Raw genomic sequence first — 15,441 nt, forward strand, 5'->3', positions numbered from 1 at the left:
GCACCGCATTCCCAAGGCCACGCAGAGCAGCCACAGTTGACCCGTTTCCGCCGTTAGCCGGTGCCGTCCGCCGGGCAGGGATGCACCGTCCGCGGCGCGGGAGGTACGAACGATGAGGCAGACCGACACGAGCGACGTCGTGCTGCCCTCCCATCGGATCCACGCACCGTGGCCGTATGCCCGGCTGGACGTGCCCGCGCTCCGCGCCGCAGGCCACCGGCCCCATCCCGTACGCCAGTTCGTCCTCAAGACGCGCAGCCGCTGCAACCTCGCCTGCACCTACTGCTACGTCTACGAGATGGCCGACCAGGGCTGGCGCACGCAGCCCGCCGCCATGTCCCCGGCCACCGTCGCCCGCACCGCCGAACGCATCGCCGAGCACGCCGCCGCCCACGGCCTGACCCGAGTCGACCTCGTCCTGCACGGCGGCGAACCCCTGCTCACCGCCCCCGCCGAACTGGCCGCCCCCGTCGACGCCGTACGGGCCGCACTCGCCCGGACCTCCCCGCGGACCCGGGTCACCGCCACCGTCCAGACCAACGGCACCCTGCTCACCCGTGGCCGGCTCACCGCGCTGGCCGCCGCCGGGATACGCGTCGGCGTCAGCCTCGACGGCGGACTGCCCGCGCACAACCTGCGCCGCGTGGACCACACCGGGCGCCCCGGGTTCGGCGCCGCCGCCCGCGGTCTGCGCCTGCTCGCCCGGCACCCCGAGAGCTACGCCGGGGTGCTCTGCGTCGTCGACCTCGCCCAGGACCCGGTGGAGACGTACGAGTCGCTGCTCGACTTCGCCCCGCCGGTCCTCGGACTGCTCCTGCCGCTCGCCAACCGGAGCACCCCGCCGCCCGGCCACCGCCCGCCCGCCACCCCGTACGCCGACTGGCTCGTCGCCGTCTTCGACCGCTGGTGGCGCGAGGAGGTGCTGCGGACCCGGATCCGGATCTTCGAGGAGATCATCGCCCTGCTGCTCGGACTGCCCACCGCCACCGAAACCCTCGGCCTCGCCCCCGCCGCCACCGCCGTCATCGAGACCGACGGCGGCATCGAGCAGGCGGACTCGCTCAAATCCGCCTACGAGGGCGCCGCGGCCACCGGACTGAACGTGGAGAGCCACGGCTTCGACGCGTTCCTCGACCACCCCGGGCTCGTCGCCCGCCAGCTCGGCCGGGAGGCCCTCGCTGACGGCTGCCGCTCCTGCGGGCTCGTCGAGGTCTGCGGCGGCGGCCACTACCCGCACCGCTACCGCGCCGGCGAGGGCTTCCGCGGGCCATCCGTGTACTGCGCCGACCTCCAGGCCGTCATCCGCCACATCGCCACCGCCCTCCACGGCGCGGCGGCCGGAGCCGGAGCTGGAGCCGGGACCGGGGCCGGGGCCGGGGTCGCGCCCGCGCAGCCGGCCGACCGGGGCGCCGGCCGGCCCGGAACGTTCACCGCCGGCGAGGCGACCCCGCGGGCGGCCGCCTCATGACCGACTCGCTGGCCGGGTTCACCGTCACCTCCGCCACCCTGCGCGCACTCGCCTCCACCGAGCCCTCCGCCGAGGGCAGCGCCCTGGTCCGTGACATCCGCCGCTCCAAGCGGCTCGTCCTGCTGCGCGGGGTGCTCGACTCCGCCCCCGGCGGCCGGGCCGGCGAAGCCGCCGACCACTGGGCGCTGCTGGAGGAGGCCGAACGGCACGCCCCCGACGCCGTGCGCGACGTACTGCACTACCCCGCCACGGGGGTGTGGGCCGAGGAGACCCTGCGCCGGCTGCACGCCCCGTACGGGCCCCCGGCCGACCTCGGCCACCTCGGGGCCCTCGCCGCCGCCGCGGCCCTGCGTTCCGGAATCGCCTTCAAGGCCACCCTGCGGCCCGTCCACGGCCGGCTCGTCCTGCCCACCCTCGGACTGCTGCGCCCCGCCCGCCCCGGCCCGCTCGCACTCACCGAGTGCTCCTGGGACCCGGACGACCCCACCACCCTCGCCCTGCACACCCTGCCCGGCGGCCGCACCGCCCTCGACGACCTCGACCCCTACCGCGCCCCCGGCCCCGCCCACCCGGCACCCGTACGTCCCGCCCGCCGGCTCACCCCGAAGGGGCACAAGCGCTGGGACACCCAGTGGTCCGGCGCGCTCACCCTCCTCGACCGGTACGACACCGCCCGCGCCGAGGAGATCGGCCTGCTGCTGCGCTCCGTCGTCCCGCTCGGCGGGGGCTCCCGCTCCAGTGGCGCCACCCTGCCCGCGGCCCCCGGCTCCGTCCTCGCCCGCACCCAGGCCCCGCCCGCCCTGGCCGCCACCCTCGTCCACGAGGTCCAGCACGGCAAGCTGGCCGCCCTCGCCGACGTGCTCACCCTGCACACCGCCGACCGCACGCCCCGCCACTGGGCCCCCTGGCGCAGCGACCCCCGCCCGTTGGAGGGACTCCTGCACGGCGCGTACGCCCACCTGGCCCTGGCCGGGTATTGGCAGCGCGCCGCCCTCTACGGCGCCCGCGGCGCCTGGGCCCAGCACGCCAGGATCCGCGCCCAGGTCGCCGCCGTCCTCCCCGCCCTGCACCGGCATCCGCAACTCACCACCGCCGGGCGGGAGTTCACCGCGGCCATGGCCGCGGCCGAACGGGCCATGGACGACCTGCCGCCGCCCGGCGACCAGCACGCCACCGCCCGCCGCGCCGTCGACCGGGAACGCCGCGACTGGTGCGCACGGCACCCCGAACTCGCCCCGTTCACACAGGGCTGACGGACCGTCCGCTGCGGTACCTTTTCAACCCCGTCCACCGCCCGGATGCCAGGGAGACGGCCGCATGACCACCGGACTTCGCCAGGACCGAGACCGCGACGGAGCCGCGCAGCCGCAGCGCTTCGTCATCAGCTTCGCCGGGTTCAACCGGCCCTGGGCCGTGTGGATCGCCCACCGCCTGGAGGAGCACGGCCACCGCGTCGCCCTCGCACGCTGGGACCCGCAGTCCAGCCCCGGCCTCGTCCCCGCCCTCGACGACCTCGCCCGCAGCGGCAGCCGGGTCCTGCTCGTCCTCAGCGAACGCTACTTCTCCGCCGCCGCCCACACCGACGAGGAGTGGAACACCGCCCTGCGCACCGTCACGGACGACCACCCCGACCGGTTCGCGGCCGTCTGCCTCACCGACGCCCCGCTGCCCAGCGCCGTCGCCGTACTGGAGAAGACCGACCTGTGGGGCCTGGACGCGTACGAGGCCGAATACCGGGTGCTGCGCCGGCTCGAACTGCCCACCGACCGGATCGGCACCGAGACCGGCCGCCGCGGCCCCCGCTTCCCCAACGACCCGCCCGAGATCTGGGGCCGCGTCCCGCGCCGCAACCCCCGCTTCACCGGCCGCAACGACGTCATCGGCCGGCTGCGCGCCGCCCTCGCCGACGCCCCGCCCGGCGCCTCGACCGTCACCCTGCTCGGCCTGTCCGGGGTGGGCAAGACGCAGGTCGCCACCGAGTACGCGTACCGCTTCGCCTCCGAGTACGACGTGGTGTGGTGGGTCCCCGCCGAGGACCGGCCCACCCTGCGCGAGCGGCTCGCCGACCTGGCCCCCGCGATGGGCCTGCCGCTCGGCTCGGGCAGTTACGGCGAGCAGATCCGGGCCGTCCTGGAGGCGCTGCGGCGCGGATCCCCGTACAGCCGCTGGCTGATGGTCTTCGACGGCTGCGACAACCCCGACGACCTCACCGACCTCCTGCCGTCGGGCGCGGGCGACGTCATCATCACCTCCCGCAACCGCGAATGGGCCTCCCGGCAGACCAGCCTCCTCGAAGTCCCGCTGTACGCCCGGCCCGAGTCCGTCACCTTCATCCGCCGCCGGGCGCGCCGCCTCACCGGCGCCGAGGCCGACCAGCTCGCCGAGGCCCTGGAGGACTACCCCCTCGCCCTCGACCAGACCGCCGGCTGGCTCGCCGACTCCCCGCTGACGGTGGGCGACTACCTGGCCCTGCTCCAGCGCAGACTGGACTCCCGCGAGGCCGTCACCGTCTCCGACGACTACCCGCTGCCGTTCCCCACCGCCCTGGCGATACTGCTCAACAACGTCCGGGAGAACTTCCCCGACGCGCTGTCCCTGCTGCGGCTGTTCGTGTTCTTCGCCCCGGGGCCGGTACCGCTGCGGCTGCTGCGCGAGTTCCCCGCCGACGACGTGCCCGAGCAGCTCGCCGGGCTCATCAACGACCAGATCCGCTGGAACGCCGCCCTCAACAAGCTCGTCCAGTTCTCCGTCGTCCGCCTCGAGTACTCCGACCTGTCGGTGGAGGAGGGCGGCGGCCTGGAGACGGTCCAGCTGCACCGCATGGTGCACGGCATCGTCCGCGAGAACCTCTCCGAGGAGGAGGCCGAACCGCTCTCCCGCGCCGTCCGGCAGGTCCTCGCCGCCGCCGACCCCGGCCGGCCCTCCGACTCCCGGCTCTGGCCCCGGTACGCGGAACTGATCCCGCACCTGGAGACCGCCGGCGTACTGACCAGCAGCAACCCGCGGATCCAGACCTTCCTGCTGCACTGCCTGCGCTACCTGATCCTCGCCGGGGAGTACCGGACCTGCCTGCGGCTCGCCGAACAGACCGACGCCGTGTGGCGCTCCATGCTCGGCGACGACCACGACCAGGTCCGCGAGCTCAGCTACCACTACGGAGGCGCCCTGCGGATGCTCGGGCACTTCAAGCGCGCCGAGACCCTCGCCAAATCGGTCGCCGACCGGATGCTCGCCGAACGGGGCGACCGCGACCTGGAAACCCTGCGCGCCACCAGCACGTACGCCGGGGTACTGCTCGGCACCGCGAAGTTCGAGGAGGCCCGCGAACTGCTGGAACACGCCTTCGCCCGCTACCGCGAACTGCTCGGCGAGGACGACTCCACCACCCTCAACGCCGAGAACAACGTCGCCGTCGCACTGCGCCTGCTGGGCCGCTACCAGGAGGCCTACGACACCGACCTCGACACCCTGCGCCGCCGCGAACGGGTCCTGCGCGTACGGCACATCGCCACCCTCTCCTCCGGGATCGGCTGCGCGATGGGACTGCGCCTGATGGGCCGCTACCGCGAAGCACTCGCCCGCCAGGAACAGGGACTCAAACTCAACTCCCAGGTGCTGGGCACCAACCACCCCCAGACCCTGCGCGCCGAACACAACCTCGGCATGTGCCTGCGCCGCTCCGGCGACATCCCGGGTGCCGGAGCCCGGCTGCGCAGCGTCCTGGAACGCTCCACCCGGGTCTTCGGCGCGGAGTTCCCCTGGACGCTGATGGTGGCCTCGGACTACGCCACGTACCTGCGGGAGTACGGGGACATCGGCGAGGCCCGCCGGATCTCGGAGGAGGTCGTCCGCGGCTACCAGACGCAGCTGGGCCTCGCCCACCCGTACAGCATCGGCACGGTGGGCAACCTCGGCCTCGTCCTGCGCGCCCAGGGCGAACGGGTCGAGGCCCTCAACCTGGCCGAACAGGCCCTGGTCGGCATGCGCGGCGCGGTCGGCGACCGCCACCCGTGGACCCTGGGCTGCGCCCTGAACGCCACCGGCCACCGCAACATCACCGGGCACTTCGAGGACGCGGTGTCCCTCAGCCGCGAAACCCTCCGGGGCTGCGAACGGATCCTGGGCCCGGACCACCCGATGACCCTGAGCGCCCAGATCGCCCTGGCGGCGGACCTCCGCTCGGTCCGCGAGGACACGGAGGCCCAGAAACACGAGGACGCTGGCCTGCGCGCCCTGACCCGCACCCTGGGCCCCCAACACGTCCACACGGTCTCGGCCCGCCAGCAGAACCGCCCGTACTGGGACTTCGAGCCGCAGCCGTAGGCGGGTGGGCGCGGGACGCCGGCGGCCCGCCCGTGGTACGCCCGCCCGTGGTACGCCGCGTTGCGTCCGGCGCCCGGTCCCGTGGCGGTGGTGTCCTTGAGACCGGGCGGGAGCGGCACTGTCAGCCGTCGGGCGATGTGTCGGGCGATGTGTCGGGCGATGTGTCGGGCGATGTGTCGGGCGATGTGACGACGGCGCCGGAGTCCTCCGGACCGCTCAGCAGGCCTCCGAGCGGAGACGGTTCCCAGCGGTTCCCGGAACTCCCGGCGACCGGTCACTTGAGCATGATGCTGGCCCCGAAGATGTTCCCGACCTCCGCGCACTCCTTGACGTTGGCCCGACTGAAATAAGGGGTGCTGGCGGTGCCGGACAGTCCCTTCGCGGTCGAAGTGCAGTACCAGTTGCTCGCCCCCTTGTACTCCACCTTGTACACCTCGCTCTTTCCGGCCGCTATGTTTCCCGAGCACTTCGTCGCCACGTCCGTGTGGACGCAGACGTTCGCGATGGTCGCCGAGAAGTTGCTGAGGCGGAAGGCGGCGACCGGTGCCGCCTGGCTCGCGGGGGCGGTCACGATCATTCCCGCGCCGACAGCCGCCACCATCCCGGCGACGGTTGCCAGCCGGGTGCTGCTCCGCTTGACGATTCGAGACATGTTTCCTCCAGTGGTAGTGATTCTGTGCTGAAAGATCCGAATTGGCCTGGCCTGGACTGGACTGGTCTGGACTGGTCTGGACTGGTCTGGTCTGGACTGGACCGGGTCTTGGCGGTTCGGGGGTCGCCGTCAGACCGCGCACCGGTGCTGTTCGGCCTGCCGTGCGATCTCGCTGCGCTCCCGGCGGGCCGCGTCCGCCTCCTCGCGCACGCCGTCGAGTCGCTCCTCCAGCTGGGCGACCCGCTCGCGGTAACGCTCCAGCTCGGCCCGTACGAACGCCACGTCCGCCACCTGCTGCGCGGCCTCCTGGCGGATCGTGTCCGCGTCTTCCTCGAACCGGTGCTTGGCCACGTCCAGTTGTGCGATGGCCATGTCCGCGGCCTCCTCCGCCAGCGCGGCGCGCTGTTCGGCGTCCAGGGTCCGCTGGGCCGCGGCCCGGGTCACGGTCCGGATGCGCTCCTCGGCGGCGGCCGAGTCCGTGATGACGGCCAGCTCCTCGATGTAGCCCGGCAGGTCCGTGGACAGCTGGGAGATGAGCGCCACGAGGGCGGTACGAGGGTCCGATCCGTCCACGCCCGGCATCGCGGCTCCCATCGCCCGCTCGCCGGGAGGGGCGTCCGCGGCGGGCGCCGGCCCGGCCGCCTTCTTGGCCTCGGCCTCCTGGCGCCTCTCGTCCTTGCGCTGCTGCCGCTTGGCCCGGAACCTGCGGAACGCGCCCAGCGCGTTGTGGTCGGGGTGAGCGCAGTACCGCGGCTCGGGGTTACCGGGCGTCGGCGCCTCGGGGTGGTTGGTGCACTCCGGGTAGGCGCAGAGGGGAAGCGTCTCGACCGTCATTTTTCCGCCTTCTCACGAAATTTCGGGCTTCCCCGGAATCGAACCGTCACGGGTCCGGCTCACGCCGACCCGGTCGCACTCGGGGATGTACGAACACGCTAGAGGCAGCAGGGGACTTGTGGGCGTCTCGAGTAGGGGCGTCATGAATCGGTAAGATCATCAACGGCCCTGGGGCGCCTGGCTGTGGAGGCGGAGGCCGACACCGGGGTTCTGGCTCTTCGCGGGGCTTCACTGACGGGGGCCCCGCCCTCACCGGCGGGCCGGCGGGCCGGCGGGTCAGCGGGCATGCGGGCGGCCGGGTCGGCGGCTTCGGGGTGCGGCATCCCGTCACCCGGGATCAGGGAAGGCTTGGGGGTTTCCCGTCAGTCCCATCGTCCTTCCGGCGCGGGCCGGCCCGTCAAGGGCGCTCCCTGCGGTCGCGTCGCTGCGCGATGGCCTGCGGCCACCCTTGACCGCCCGTCCCACTCCGGAAAGACAAGGACTGCCGAGAAGCCCCAAAAGAACGGCACGGGTCAGGGGACGAGGAGCGGGCAGATCAGAGAGCAGCTGCCCGCTCCCAGGGGGCAGCAGCCGGTCAAGGGTCACCGCCCGGCCGGGCCGCGTGGGGACTCGGGCATCAGGCGGCGTCGGCCCCGGGGCTCGCGGTCAGGCACTTCCGCGTCGGCGGCGGCTCTACCCGCACGAAGCAGCGACCAGCAGCCCGTCGCAAGCCACTGCCCGCACCAGATCGCTACACGCTCCTCACCGACGGCGTTCGACGCCCGTCCGGGGCTGAGTGGCCAGCTCGATCACTCCGGCCCGACTGCTGATCGAGTCGGCCGTGACGAGATCCCACAGGAACGGGACCGCTGCGACGGTCGCGTCGAAGACCGCCAGCTCGCCGAGCCACAAGCCCAGATCACTCAGCGCGTCGACGCTCGTTCGGACATCCCCCCACGCCACCCGCGAGAGTCGGCCCGGCACGTCCCGTGCGGATCCATAAGCATGCGTCAGCTCGTGCCACCGTATGCGGCTCATGCCTTTGAGGACCGTCCCCACCCTGCGCTCCTCTCCTGCCGACCGACGCCTGCCCCAAGCTCAGCACTTGGACCCGGACAAGCATTTCGTCGCGTGCCGGTACCGTTCAGGTGTCGAGTCTGAACGGGAGCCAGCATGCACTCTCTATCGAACGACCACACCGGCGCGCGCATGAAGCGCCTGCGCCTCGAACGCCACCTCACCCAGCAGGCGGTCTCGGATCTTTCCCAGGTCCCGTACAGCACCTACACCAAGACCGAACAGGGCGTCATTCCGGCCAGTCCGCACCTGATCGCCGCAGTCGCCCGCGCTCTTCGGGTGTCCGTCGACACGATCACCGGGCAGCCGTACGCCACTGAACTGCGGGCTGACGAACTGGACATCCTGATCCGGCCGATCCGCCAGGCCCTGGATGTGTACGACCTCGGCGCCGACCCGGACATCAGTCCGCGCGCCCACCCGCTCCTCGACGAGGACGCCGAGGCACTCCTCGTCGCGGTCCGAGCCGGGGAGATCAAGCAGACTGCCGCCCGGCTCCCCGGACTCATCCAAGAGGCCACCACAGCGGCCCACGCGCTACCCGGCCGGGAACGGTGGCTGCTGCTGGCCAGCCTGTACCGCACTTCCTACGACGTCGCCAGCAAGCTCGGCTACTACGACCTCGCCGCGCTGGCCCTGGCCCGGATGGACTGGGCGGCGGAGCGGGCGTCCGACGCTGTCTTCGGCGGCATGTACCGGTACATGCGCGCGCTCACCTACCTCAGGGACGGCGAGTACCGCACGGGGGAGCGCCTGGTGGAACTCGGACTGCGCACTCTGGCACAGGCGGATCCGTCCCGGGAACGGGAGGTCGTCACGGGTCAGTTGCACCTTGGCGCAGCGGTGATGGCGGGTCGGTCGAAGGACGGAGGTCTGGCCGAGGGTCACCTCGCCGAAGCGGAGCGGATCGCGTCCGGTACGGGCGAGGCCGTCAGTACGTACTGGCTGGCGTTCGGGCCGACGAACGTTGCCGTGCACCGGGTCAGTGTGCTCGCCGAGCTCGACGAGTACGGGCAGGCCGCGCAGGCGGGCCGGAGCGTTGTGATCCCGGCCGACTGGCCGAAGTCCCGTCGATCGCACCACTACGCGGAGCTGGCCCGAGCGCAGATGTGGTCGGGCGACCTCGACGCCTCGTTCCAGAACCTGCTCAAGGCGCGGAAGGCCGCGCCGCAGCAGGCTCGATATCACCAGACCGTCCGCGAGACCTACGCCGGCTTGGAGGCGGCCCGCCGCCAACTGCCCGACTCCTTCCTGTCGTACGGCTCCTGGCTCGGGGCCTAACGCTGCGTGAACCCTCGGCCCCGGCTATCAATATGTCGTGATAGTCGGGGCCTTGTCCTGCTCCCACACTCATCTCACGACCCGCAGACGAGGCAGGGAGCGAGACCCCGTGATGCATGAAGCAGTACCCCGCCCCTTCGAGGAAGTCCCTCACGCGTTGCTCCACAAGCGGGTGCGGGACATCGCGTCCGGCGTCGAGGGGGAGCTCATGGCGGTGGTCCGGGAGGACGTCTGCGGCACGCCCGTCCGTGAGCACTGGGTGACGCTGGCGTACGTCCGGGGGCCGTCCGGCCGGGAGATCTCCACGGCCGTGGCCAACATCCGGGCCGTCTGATGGACGCCGCCGACCTGTTCCCGCGGCTGCCGGTCCCCCCGGACTCCTGCGCCGAGTGCGCCGCTCACGTCGTGGCACGCTTCCAGGCCCACGTGGAGCGCGACCGTTCGCGCGTCAGCGACATGAACGTCCTGATCATGAGGCACCACCCCGAACTGCGCGCCCGCAGGACGGGCACGCCGTCCGCCCGTCGTGTACACGGGTGTTGTGAAGACCCAACGCCCTTTACGCTCTTCACCACCGAGGTCCGAGGAGATCCATGGCCGACACCGTCCACTCACTGGCCGCCCGTGTTCACGAACTGCTGGTGGAGGCCATGACCAAGGGTCCCGCCACCGTGGGCACCGCGGGCTTCCACGACGTCGTCGTGCGCGCCGCGGCGCTCGGGCCCGCCGGTGCCTGGCTCGTCGCCGCGGGTCACGCGAACCTCGGCGTCCTGGCCGTCCTGCGCGGAGAGGCGGACCAGGGGATCTTCCACTTCGACGCCGCGGTGGCGGCCGGTTACAACGACTGCGTGGCGCTCCACACCGGACCCATACGTCCGCTGCACGGCGATCCCCGTTTCCAGGCCCTGTACCAGCGGATGCGCATCACCCAGGCCGACCTCGACGAGTTCCTCTGGCTGCACCAGGAGATGCAGCTCATGCTGCAGGACGCCCAGACCGCGGCCGTCGACAACATCGGGCGCCTCGACACCGGGGTGTCGCCGCTCCCGCAGGCCCCCATGCCGACCCGGGAACCGGACACCCCCGGCGTCCTGACCGCCCGCATCGACCTCGCCGCGGTCCAGACCGCACTCCAACGGGCCGCCCTGAAAGCGGAGTTCCAGCGCAGCTCCGGCAATACCAGCCTCAGTCTCATCGACGACTCGTGGGACCACGACCGTGCCAGGCGCGACGCCTGGTACGCCGACGGGCTGGATTCCCAGCGCCTGCGGGCCGCCGAGGCCCGGGCTTTCGTCGAACGCCCCGGCGCCGGCAGCATGCTCGTCCCCTGCCCTCCGCTGGGCTCGATCGCATACCCGGGGTGAGCGGGACCGCACCCACACGGTGGTGGCGGGCGCTCAGGCCCGGGTCAGGCAGCCTTCTTCGAGACCGCCCAGAACGAAACCGTTCTCGAAGCGAACCGTGTACCTGATCTGAGCGCCGGCTCCGGCGGCGAGCCCTCCCTGCCGGATGATCTGCTGACGGAGGTTGTCGATCACGCCGGCCGTGAAGCCGTCGAACTGGACGCCGCCCACGCTGCGTTCGAACTCCGCGAGCCCCTCCTGGGCCAGGCCGCCGCCGGCTTCCGCTGCCGAGCCCGTGACGATGCCCGCCAATCCCTCGGCCAGGCACAGCGGACCTGGGAAGCCGGTCCTGGCCGCCGCGCCCTCCGCCGTGAGCTGCACGTCCCTGGTCAGCTTCACCTTCGCGCCGGTCTCGTACGGCATGGGTGTGCCCCCCCTCGTTCGATCTTGGCCGTGACCATGGCAAGCGTAGTCGGGATGCCGGGAAGGGAACGGGCGTCCGGCAAGATCGCGCCCCGACAGCCGGAAGGCCCGGCCCCCGTAGGGGCCGGGCCTTCCAACTGCTCAGGTCGGTGCAGCGGTTACGCCTCGAAGACCTCGTTCAGCAGGAGCTGCTGCTCCGCCTGGTGGCGCTTCGCCGAGCCCACCGCGGGGGAGGAGCCGTGCGGGCGCGAGATGCGCCGCAGGCGCTCGCCCGCCGGGACGTCCGCGCCGACCGCCAGGTCGAGGTGGTCGATCAGGTTCAGCGCGATGAACGGCCACGCACCCTGGTTCGCCGGCTCCTCCTGCGCCCAGATGTACTTGGCCGCGTTCGGGAACTTGGCGATCTCCGCCTGGATCTCGGCACCCGCCAGCGGGTACAGCCGCTCGATGCGGATGATCGCGGTGTCCGTGATGCCGCGCTTCTCCCGCTCGGCCTCCAGGTCGTAGTAGACCTTGCCGGCGCAGAAGACGACCTTGCGGACCGCGTTCGGGTCCACCGTGGTGTCACCGATGACCGGGCGGAACGAACCGCTCGTGAACTCCTCCGCCTTCGACGCCGCCGCCTTCAGACGCAGCATCGACTTCGGGGTGAAGACGATGAGCGGCTTGTGGTGCGGGTTGTGGACCTGCCAGCGCAGCAGGTGGAAGTAGTTCGACGGCAGGGTCGGCATGGCGACCGTCATGTTGTCCTGCGCGCACATCTGGAGGAAGCGCTCCGGGCGGGCGGACGAGTGGTCCGGGCCCTGGCCCTCGTAGCCGTGCGGCAGGAGCAGCGTGACACCGCTGGTCTGGCCCCACTTCTGCTCGGCCGAGGAGATGAACTCGTCGACGACGGTCTGCGCGCCGTTGACGAAGTCACCGAACTGGGCCTCCCACAGGACCAGCGCGTCCGGACGGGCCAGCGAGTAGCCGTACTCGAAGCCCATGGCCGCGTACTCGGAGAGCAGCGAGTCGTAGACGTTGTAGCGGGCCTGGTCGTCCGACAGGTACTGCAGCGGGGTGTAGTCCTCGCCGGTCTCCCGGTCGATGAGGACCGCGTGGCGCTGGCCGAACGTACCGCGGCGGGAGTCCTGGCCGGACAGCCGGACCGGGGTGCCCTCCATCAGCAGCGAGCCGAAGGCCAGGGTCTCGCCCATGCCCCAGTCGATCGTGCCCTCGTCGATCATCGCCGCGCGGCGCTGCAGCTGCGGCAGCAGACGCGGGTGCACGGTGACGTGCTCCGGGATGTTGACCTGGGACTCGGCGATCCGCTTGACCACGTCCTGGGAAATCGCCGTGTTCACGGGGACCGGGAACTCCTGCGCGGTCTGCGCGGGCGTCACCGGGGCGCCGGCGGCCGGGGAGGTCGCGGCCTCGCGGACCTCCGCGAAGACCTTCTCCAGCTGGCCCTGGAAGTCCTGGAGCGCCTGCTCGGCCTCTTCCAGCGTGATGTCGCCGCGACCGATGAGGGACTCGGTGTACAGCTTGCGCACCGAGCGCTTCTTGTCGATCAGGTCGTACATCAGCGGCTGCGTGAACGCCGGGTTGTCCGACTCGTTGTGACCGCGGCGGCGGTAGCAGATGAGGTCGATGACGACGTCCTTGTTGAACGCCTGACGGAACTCGAAGGCGAGCCGCGCGATGCGGACCACGGCCTCCGGGTCGTCGCCGTTCACGTGGAAGATCGGCGCCTCGATCATCCGTGCCACGTCGGTCGCGTACATGGAGGAACGCGAGGACTCCGGGGCGGCGGTGAAGCCGACCTGGTTGTTGATGACGACGTGGACGGTGCCGCCGGTGCGGTAGCCGCGCAGCTGCGACATGTTCAGGGTCTCGGCGACGACACCCTGGCCGGCGAAGGCCGCGTCACCGTGCAGGGCGACGGGCAGGACCGTGAAGTCCGTGCCGCCCTTGTTGATGACGTCCTGCTTGGCGCGGGCGACGCCCTCCAGGACCGGGTCGACGGCCTCCAGGTGGGAGGGGTTGGCGACGAGCGAGACCTTGATCTGCTCCCCGTCCAGGCCCGTGAAGGTGCCCTCGGCGCCCAGGTGGTACTTGACGTCGCCGGAGCCGTGCATGGACTTCGGGTCGAGGTTGCCCTCGAACTCGCGGAAGATCTGCGCGTACGACTTGCCGACGATGTTGGCGAGGACGTTCAGGCGGCCGCGGTGGGCCATGCCGATGACGACCTCGTCGAGGCGGGCCTCGGCGGCCGAGTCGATGACGGCGTCGAGCAGCGGGATGACGGACTCGCCGCCCTCCAGGGAGAAGCGCTTCTGGCCGACGTACTTCGTCTGCAGGAAGGTCTCGAAGGCCTCCGCCGCGTTCAGGCGGCGCAGGATGCGCAGCTGCTCCTCGCGCTCCGGCTTGGAGTGCGGGCGCTCGATGCGGTCCTGGATCCAGCGGCGCTGCTTCGGGTCCTGGATGTGCATGAACTCGACGCCGGTGGTGCGGCAGTACGAGTCGCGCAGCACGCCGAGGATGTCGCGGAGCTTCATCATCGACTTGCCGGAGAAGCCGCCGACCGCGAACTCGCGCTCCAGGTCCCACAGGGTGAGGCCGTGCTCGGTGATGTCGAGGTCGGGGTGCTTGCGCTGCTTGTACTCCAGCGGGTCGGTGTCGGCCATGACGTGGCCGCGGACCCGGTAGGAGTGGATCAGCTCGAAGACGCGGGCGGCCTTCGTGACGTCGTCGTCGTGCGAGGCGTCGATGTCCCGGAGCCAGCGGACCGGCTCGTACGGGATGCGCAGGGCCTCGAAGACGTCGTCGTAGAAGCCGTTCTCGCCGAGGAGGAAGTTCGCGACGATGCGCAGGAACTCGCCGGAGGCCGCGCCCTGGATGACCCGGTGGTCGTAGGTCGAGGTCAGGGTCATGACCTTGGAGATGCCCAGCTTGTTCAGGGTGTCCTGGGAGGTGCCCTGGAACTCGGCCGGGTAGTCCATGGAGCCGACGCCCATGATGACGGACTGTCCGGGCATCAGGCGGGGCACGGAGTGGACGGTGCCCAGGCCGCCGGGGTTGGTCAGCGAGACGGTGACGCCGGTGAAGTCGTCCATCGTCAGCTTGCCGACGCGGGCGCGGCGGACGATGTCCTCGTACGCCTGCCAGAACTCGAAGAAGTTGAGGGTCTCGGCCTTCTTGATGCCGGCGACGACGAGCTGGCGGTCGCCGTTGGGCTTCACGAGGTCGATCGCGAGGCCGAAGTTCACGTGCTCCGGCTTGACCAGGGTCGGCTTGCCGTCCTTCTCCTGGAAGGAGTAGTTCATCGACGGCATGGCCTTGATGGCCTGCACCATCGCGTAGCCGATCAGGTGCGTGAAGGAGATCTTCCCGCCCCGGGCGCGCTTCAGGTGGTTGTTGATGACGATGCGGTTGTCGAACAGCAGCTTCACCGGGACGGCGCGGACGGAGGTGGCCGTCGGCACGTCGAGGGAGGCGTTCATGTTCTTCGCGACGGCGGCCGCCGGGCCGCGGAGCGTCACCAGCTCGGGGCCCGCGGGGGCCTCGGTGGCGGGCGCGGCCTTCTGCGGGGCTACGGCGGAGGAGGCGGGTGCGGCCGGTGCGGCGGCCGGGGCCTGGGAGGTGACAGTCACAGCAGGGGCACCAGAGGGGGTGGCAGGAGCAGGGGCAGGAGCGGTCACAGGCGCGGGCGCGGGAGTCGGAGCGGGGGCCGCGGCGCGCGCCGCCCCCGTGGCGGCTGCGTCGGTGGCCTGCGGCGCCGCGGCGACGGTGGTGGCGGCCTGTGCGGAGGCGCCGTCCGTCGTCGTCGCGGGCTTCTCGGGACCGTCCGACTTCACCGGAGCGACAGCGCCCCCCGGCTTGTAGTCGGCGAAGAAGTCCCACCAGGCCCGGTCGACCGAATTCGGGTCCTGGAGGTACTGCTGATAGATCTCGTCGACGAGCCACTCGTTGGCACCGAAGCCTGAGGCAGGGGTCTTCCCGCCCTCTGCTGCTTCGGTCGTGGTGCTCGGGTTACTGGGGGACTGTGGCGACACGGCGGCAACCGCCCTCTTCCGCTTCAC

11 protein-coding genes are annotated in these 15,441 nt (G+C 71.7%); 6 read left to right on the forward strand and 5 right to left on the reverse strand.

Features of this window, described 5'->3' with window-relative positions; genetic code table 11:
* Window positions 1-112 precede the first annotated feature (112 nt).
* The 3 genes from ACIPK4_RS04595 to fxsT all read left to right on the forward strand — a co-directional run bounded on the left by ACIPK4_RS04595 (window position 113) and on the right by fxsT (window position 5,791).
* Complete coding sequence (locus ACIPK4_RS04595; protein ID WP_402309249.1) at window positions 113-1,468, forward strand: FxsB family cyclophane-forming radical SAM/SPASM peptide maturase; 1,356 nt, start codon at window positions 113-115, stop codon at window positions 1,466-1,468.
* Window positions 1,465-2,721 carry an HEXXH motif domain-containing protein gene (locus ACIPK4_RS04600; protein WP_402309251.1) on the forward strand — a complete coding sequence of 419 codons (1,257 nt, stop codon included), beginning with the start codon at window positions 1,465-1,467 and terminating at the stop codon, window positions 2,719-2,721. Before ACIPK4_RS04595 ends, ACIPK4_RS04600 begins: the two co-directional genes overlap by 4 nt.
* Before the next feature lie 64 nt (window positions 2,722-2,785).
* Complete coding sequence (fxsT, locus tag ACIPK4_RS04605; protein WP_402309253.1) at window positions 2,786-5,791, forward strand: FxSxx-COOH system tetratricopeptide repeat protein; 3,006 nt, start codon at window positions 2,786-2,788, stop codon at window positions 5,789-5,791.
* A 274-nt stretch (window positions 5,792-6,065) separates the two neighbouring features.
* Here fxsT and ACIPK4_RS04610 read toward each other — a convergent pair whose 3' ends face one another.
* The 3 genes from ACIPK4_RS04610 to ACIPK4_RS04620 form a co-directional block, all read right to left on the reverse strand.
* On the reverse strand, window positions 6,066-6,443 hold the full coding sequence (locus tag ACIPK4_RS04610) for a hypothetical protein (protein WP_402309254.1): 378 nt from the start codon (window positions 6,441-6,443) through the stop codon (window positions 6,066-6,068).
* 129 nt (window positions 6,444-6,572) lie between these two features.
* On the reverse strand, window positions 6,573-7,277 hold the full coding sequence (locus ACIPK4_RS04615; RefSeq protein ID WP_402309256.1) for a hypothetical protein: 705 nt from the start codon (window positions 7,275-7,277) through the stop codon (window positions 6,573-6,575).
* A gap of 741 nt (window positions 7,278-8,018) precedes the next feature.
* Window positions 8,019-8,294, reverse strand: coding sequence for a hypothetical protein (locus ACIPK4_RS04620; RefSeq protein ID WP_402309258.1), 276 nt, complete (start codon window positions 8,292-8,294; stop codon window positions 8,019-8,021).
* 135 nt (window positions 8,295-8,429) lie between these two features.
* Here ACIPK4_RS04620 and ACIPK4_RS04625 point away from each other — a divergent pair, with 135 nt between their 5' ends.
* The 3 genes from ACIPK4_RS04625 (at window position 8,430) to ACIPK4_RS04635 (ending at window position 10,978) form a co-directional block, all read left to right on the forward strand.
* The gene (locus tag ACIPK4_RS04625; protein ID WP_402309260.1) at window positions 8,430-9,614 is read left to right on the forward strand and encodes a helix-turn-helix domain-containing protein; all 1,185 of its coding nucleotides are present in this window, start codon (window positions 8,430-8,432) and stop codon (window positions 9,612-9,614) included.
* Window positions 9,615-9,726: 112 nt separating this feature from the next.
* A complete protein-coding gene (locus tag ACIPK4_RS04630; RefSeq protein ID WP_402309709.1) occupies window positions 9,727-9,948 on the forward strand; it encodes a hypothetical protein in 222 nt (73 codons plus the stop codon).
* A gap of 259 nt (window positions 9,949-10,207) precedes the next feature.
* A complete protein-coding gene (locus tag ACIPK4_RS04635; protein WP_402309261.1) occupies window positions 10,208-10,978 on the forward strand; it encodes a hypothetical protein in 771 nt (256 codons plus the stop codon).
* A 33-nt stretch (window positions 10,979-11,011) separates the two neighbouring features.
* Here ACIPK4_RS04635 and ACIPK4_RS04640 read toward each other — a convergent pair whose 3' ends face one another.
* Window positions 11,012-11,380: a hypothetical protein gene (locus tag ACIPK4_RS04640; protein ID WP_402309262.1), complete on the reverse strand. Its 369-nt coding sequence runs from the start codon at window positions 11,378-11,380 to the stop codon at window positions 11,012-11,014.
* 158 nt (window positions 11,381-11,538) lie between these two features.
* A complete protein-coding gene (locus ACIPK4_RS04645) occupies window positions 11,539-15,414 on the reverse strand; it encodes a multifunctional oxoglutarate decarboxylase/oxoglutarate dehydrogenase thiamine pyrophosphate-binding subunit/dihydrolipoyllysine-residue succinyltransferase subunit (protein WP_402309264.1) in 3,876 nt (1,291 codons plus the stop codon).
* Between the last annotated feature and the right edge of the window lie 27 nt (window positions 15,415-15,441).

The organism is Streptomyces sp. NPDC086989 (assembly GCF_044745505.1).
In the GTDB taxonomy this organism is placed as follows: Bacteria; Actinomycetota; Actinomycetes; order Streptomycetales; family Streptomycetaceae; genus Streptomyces.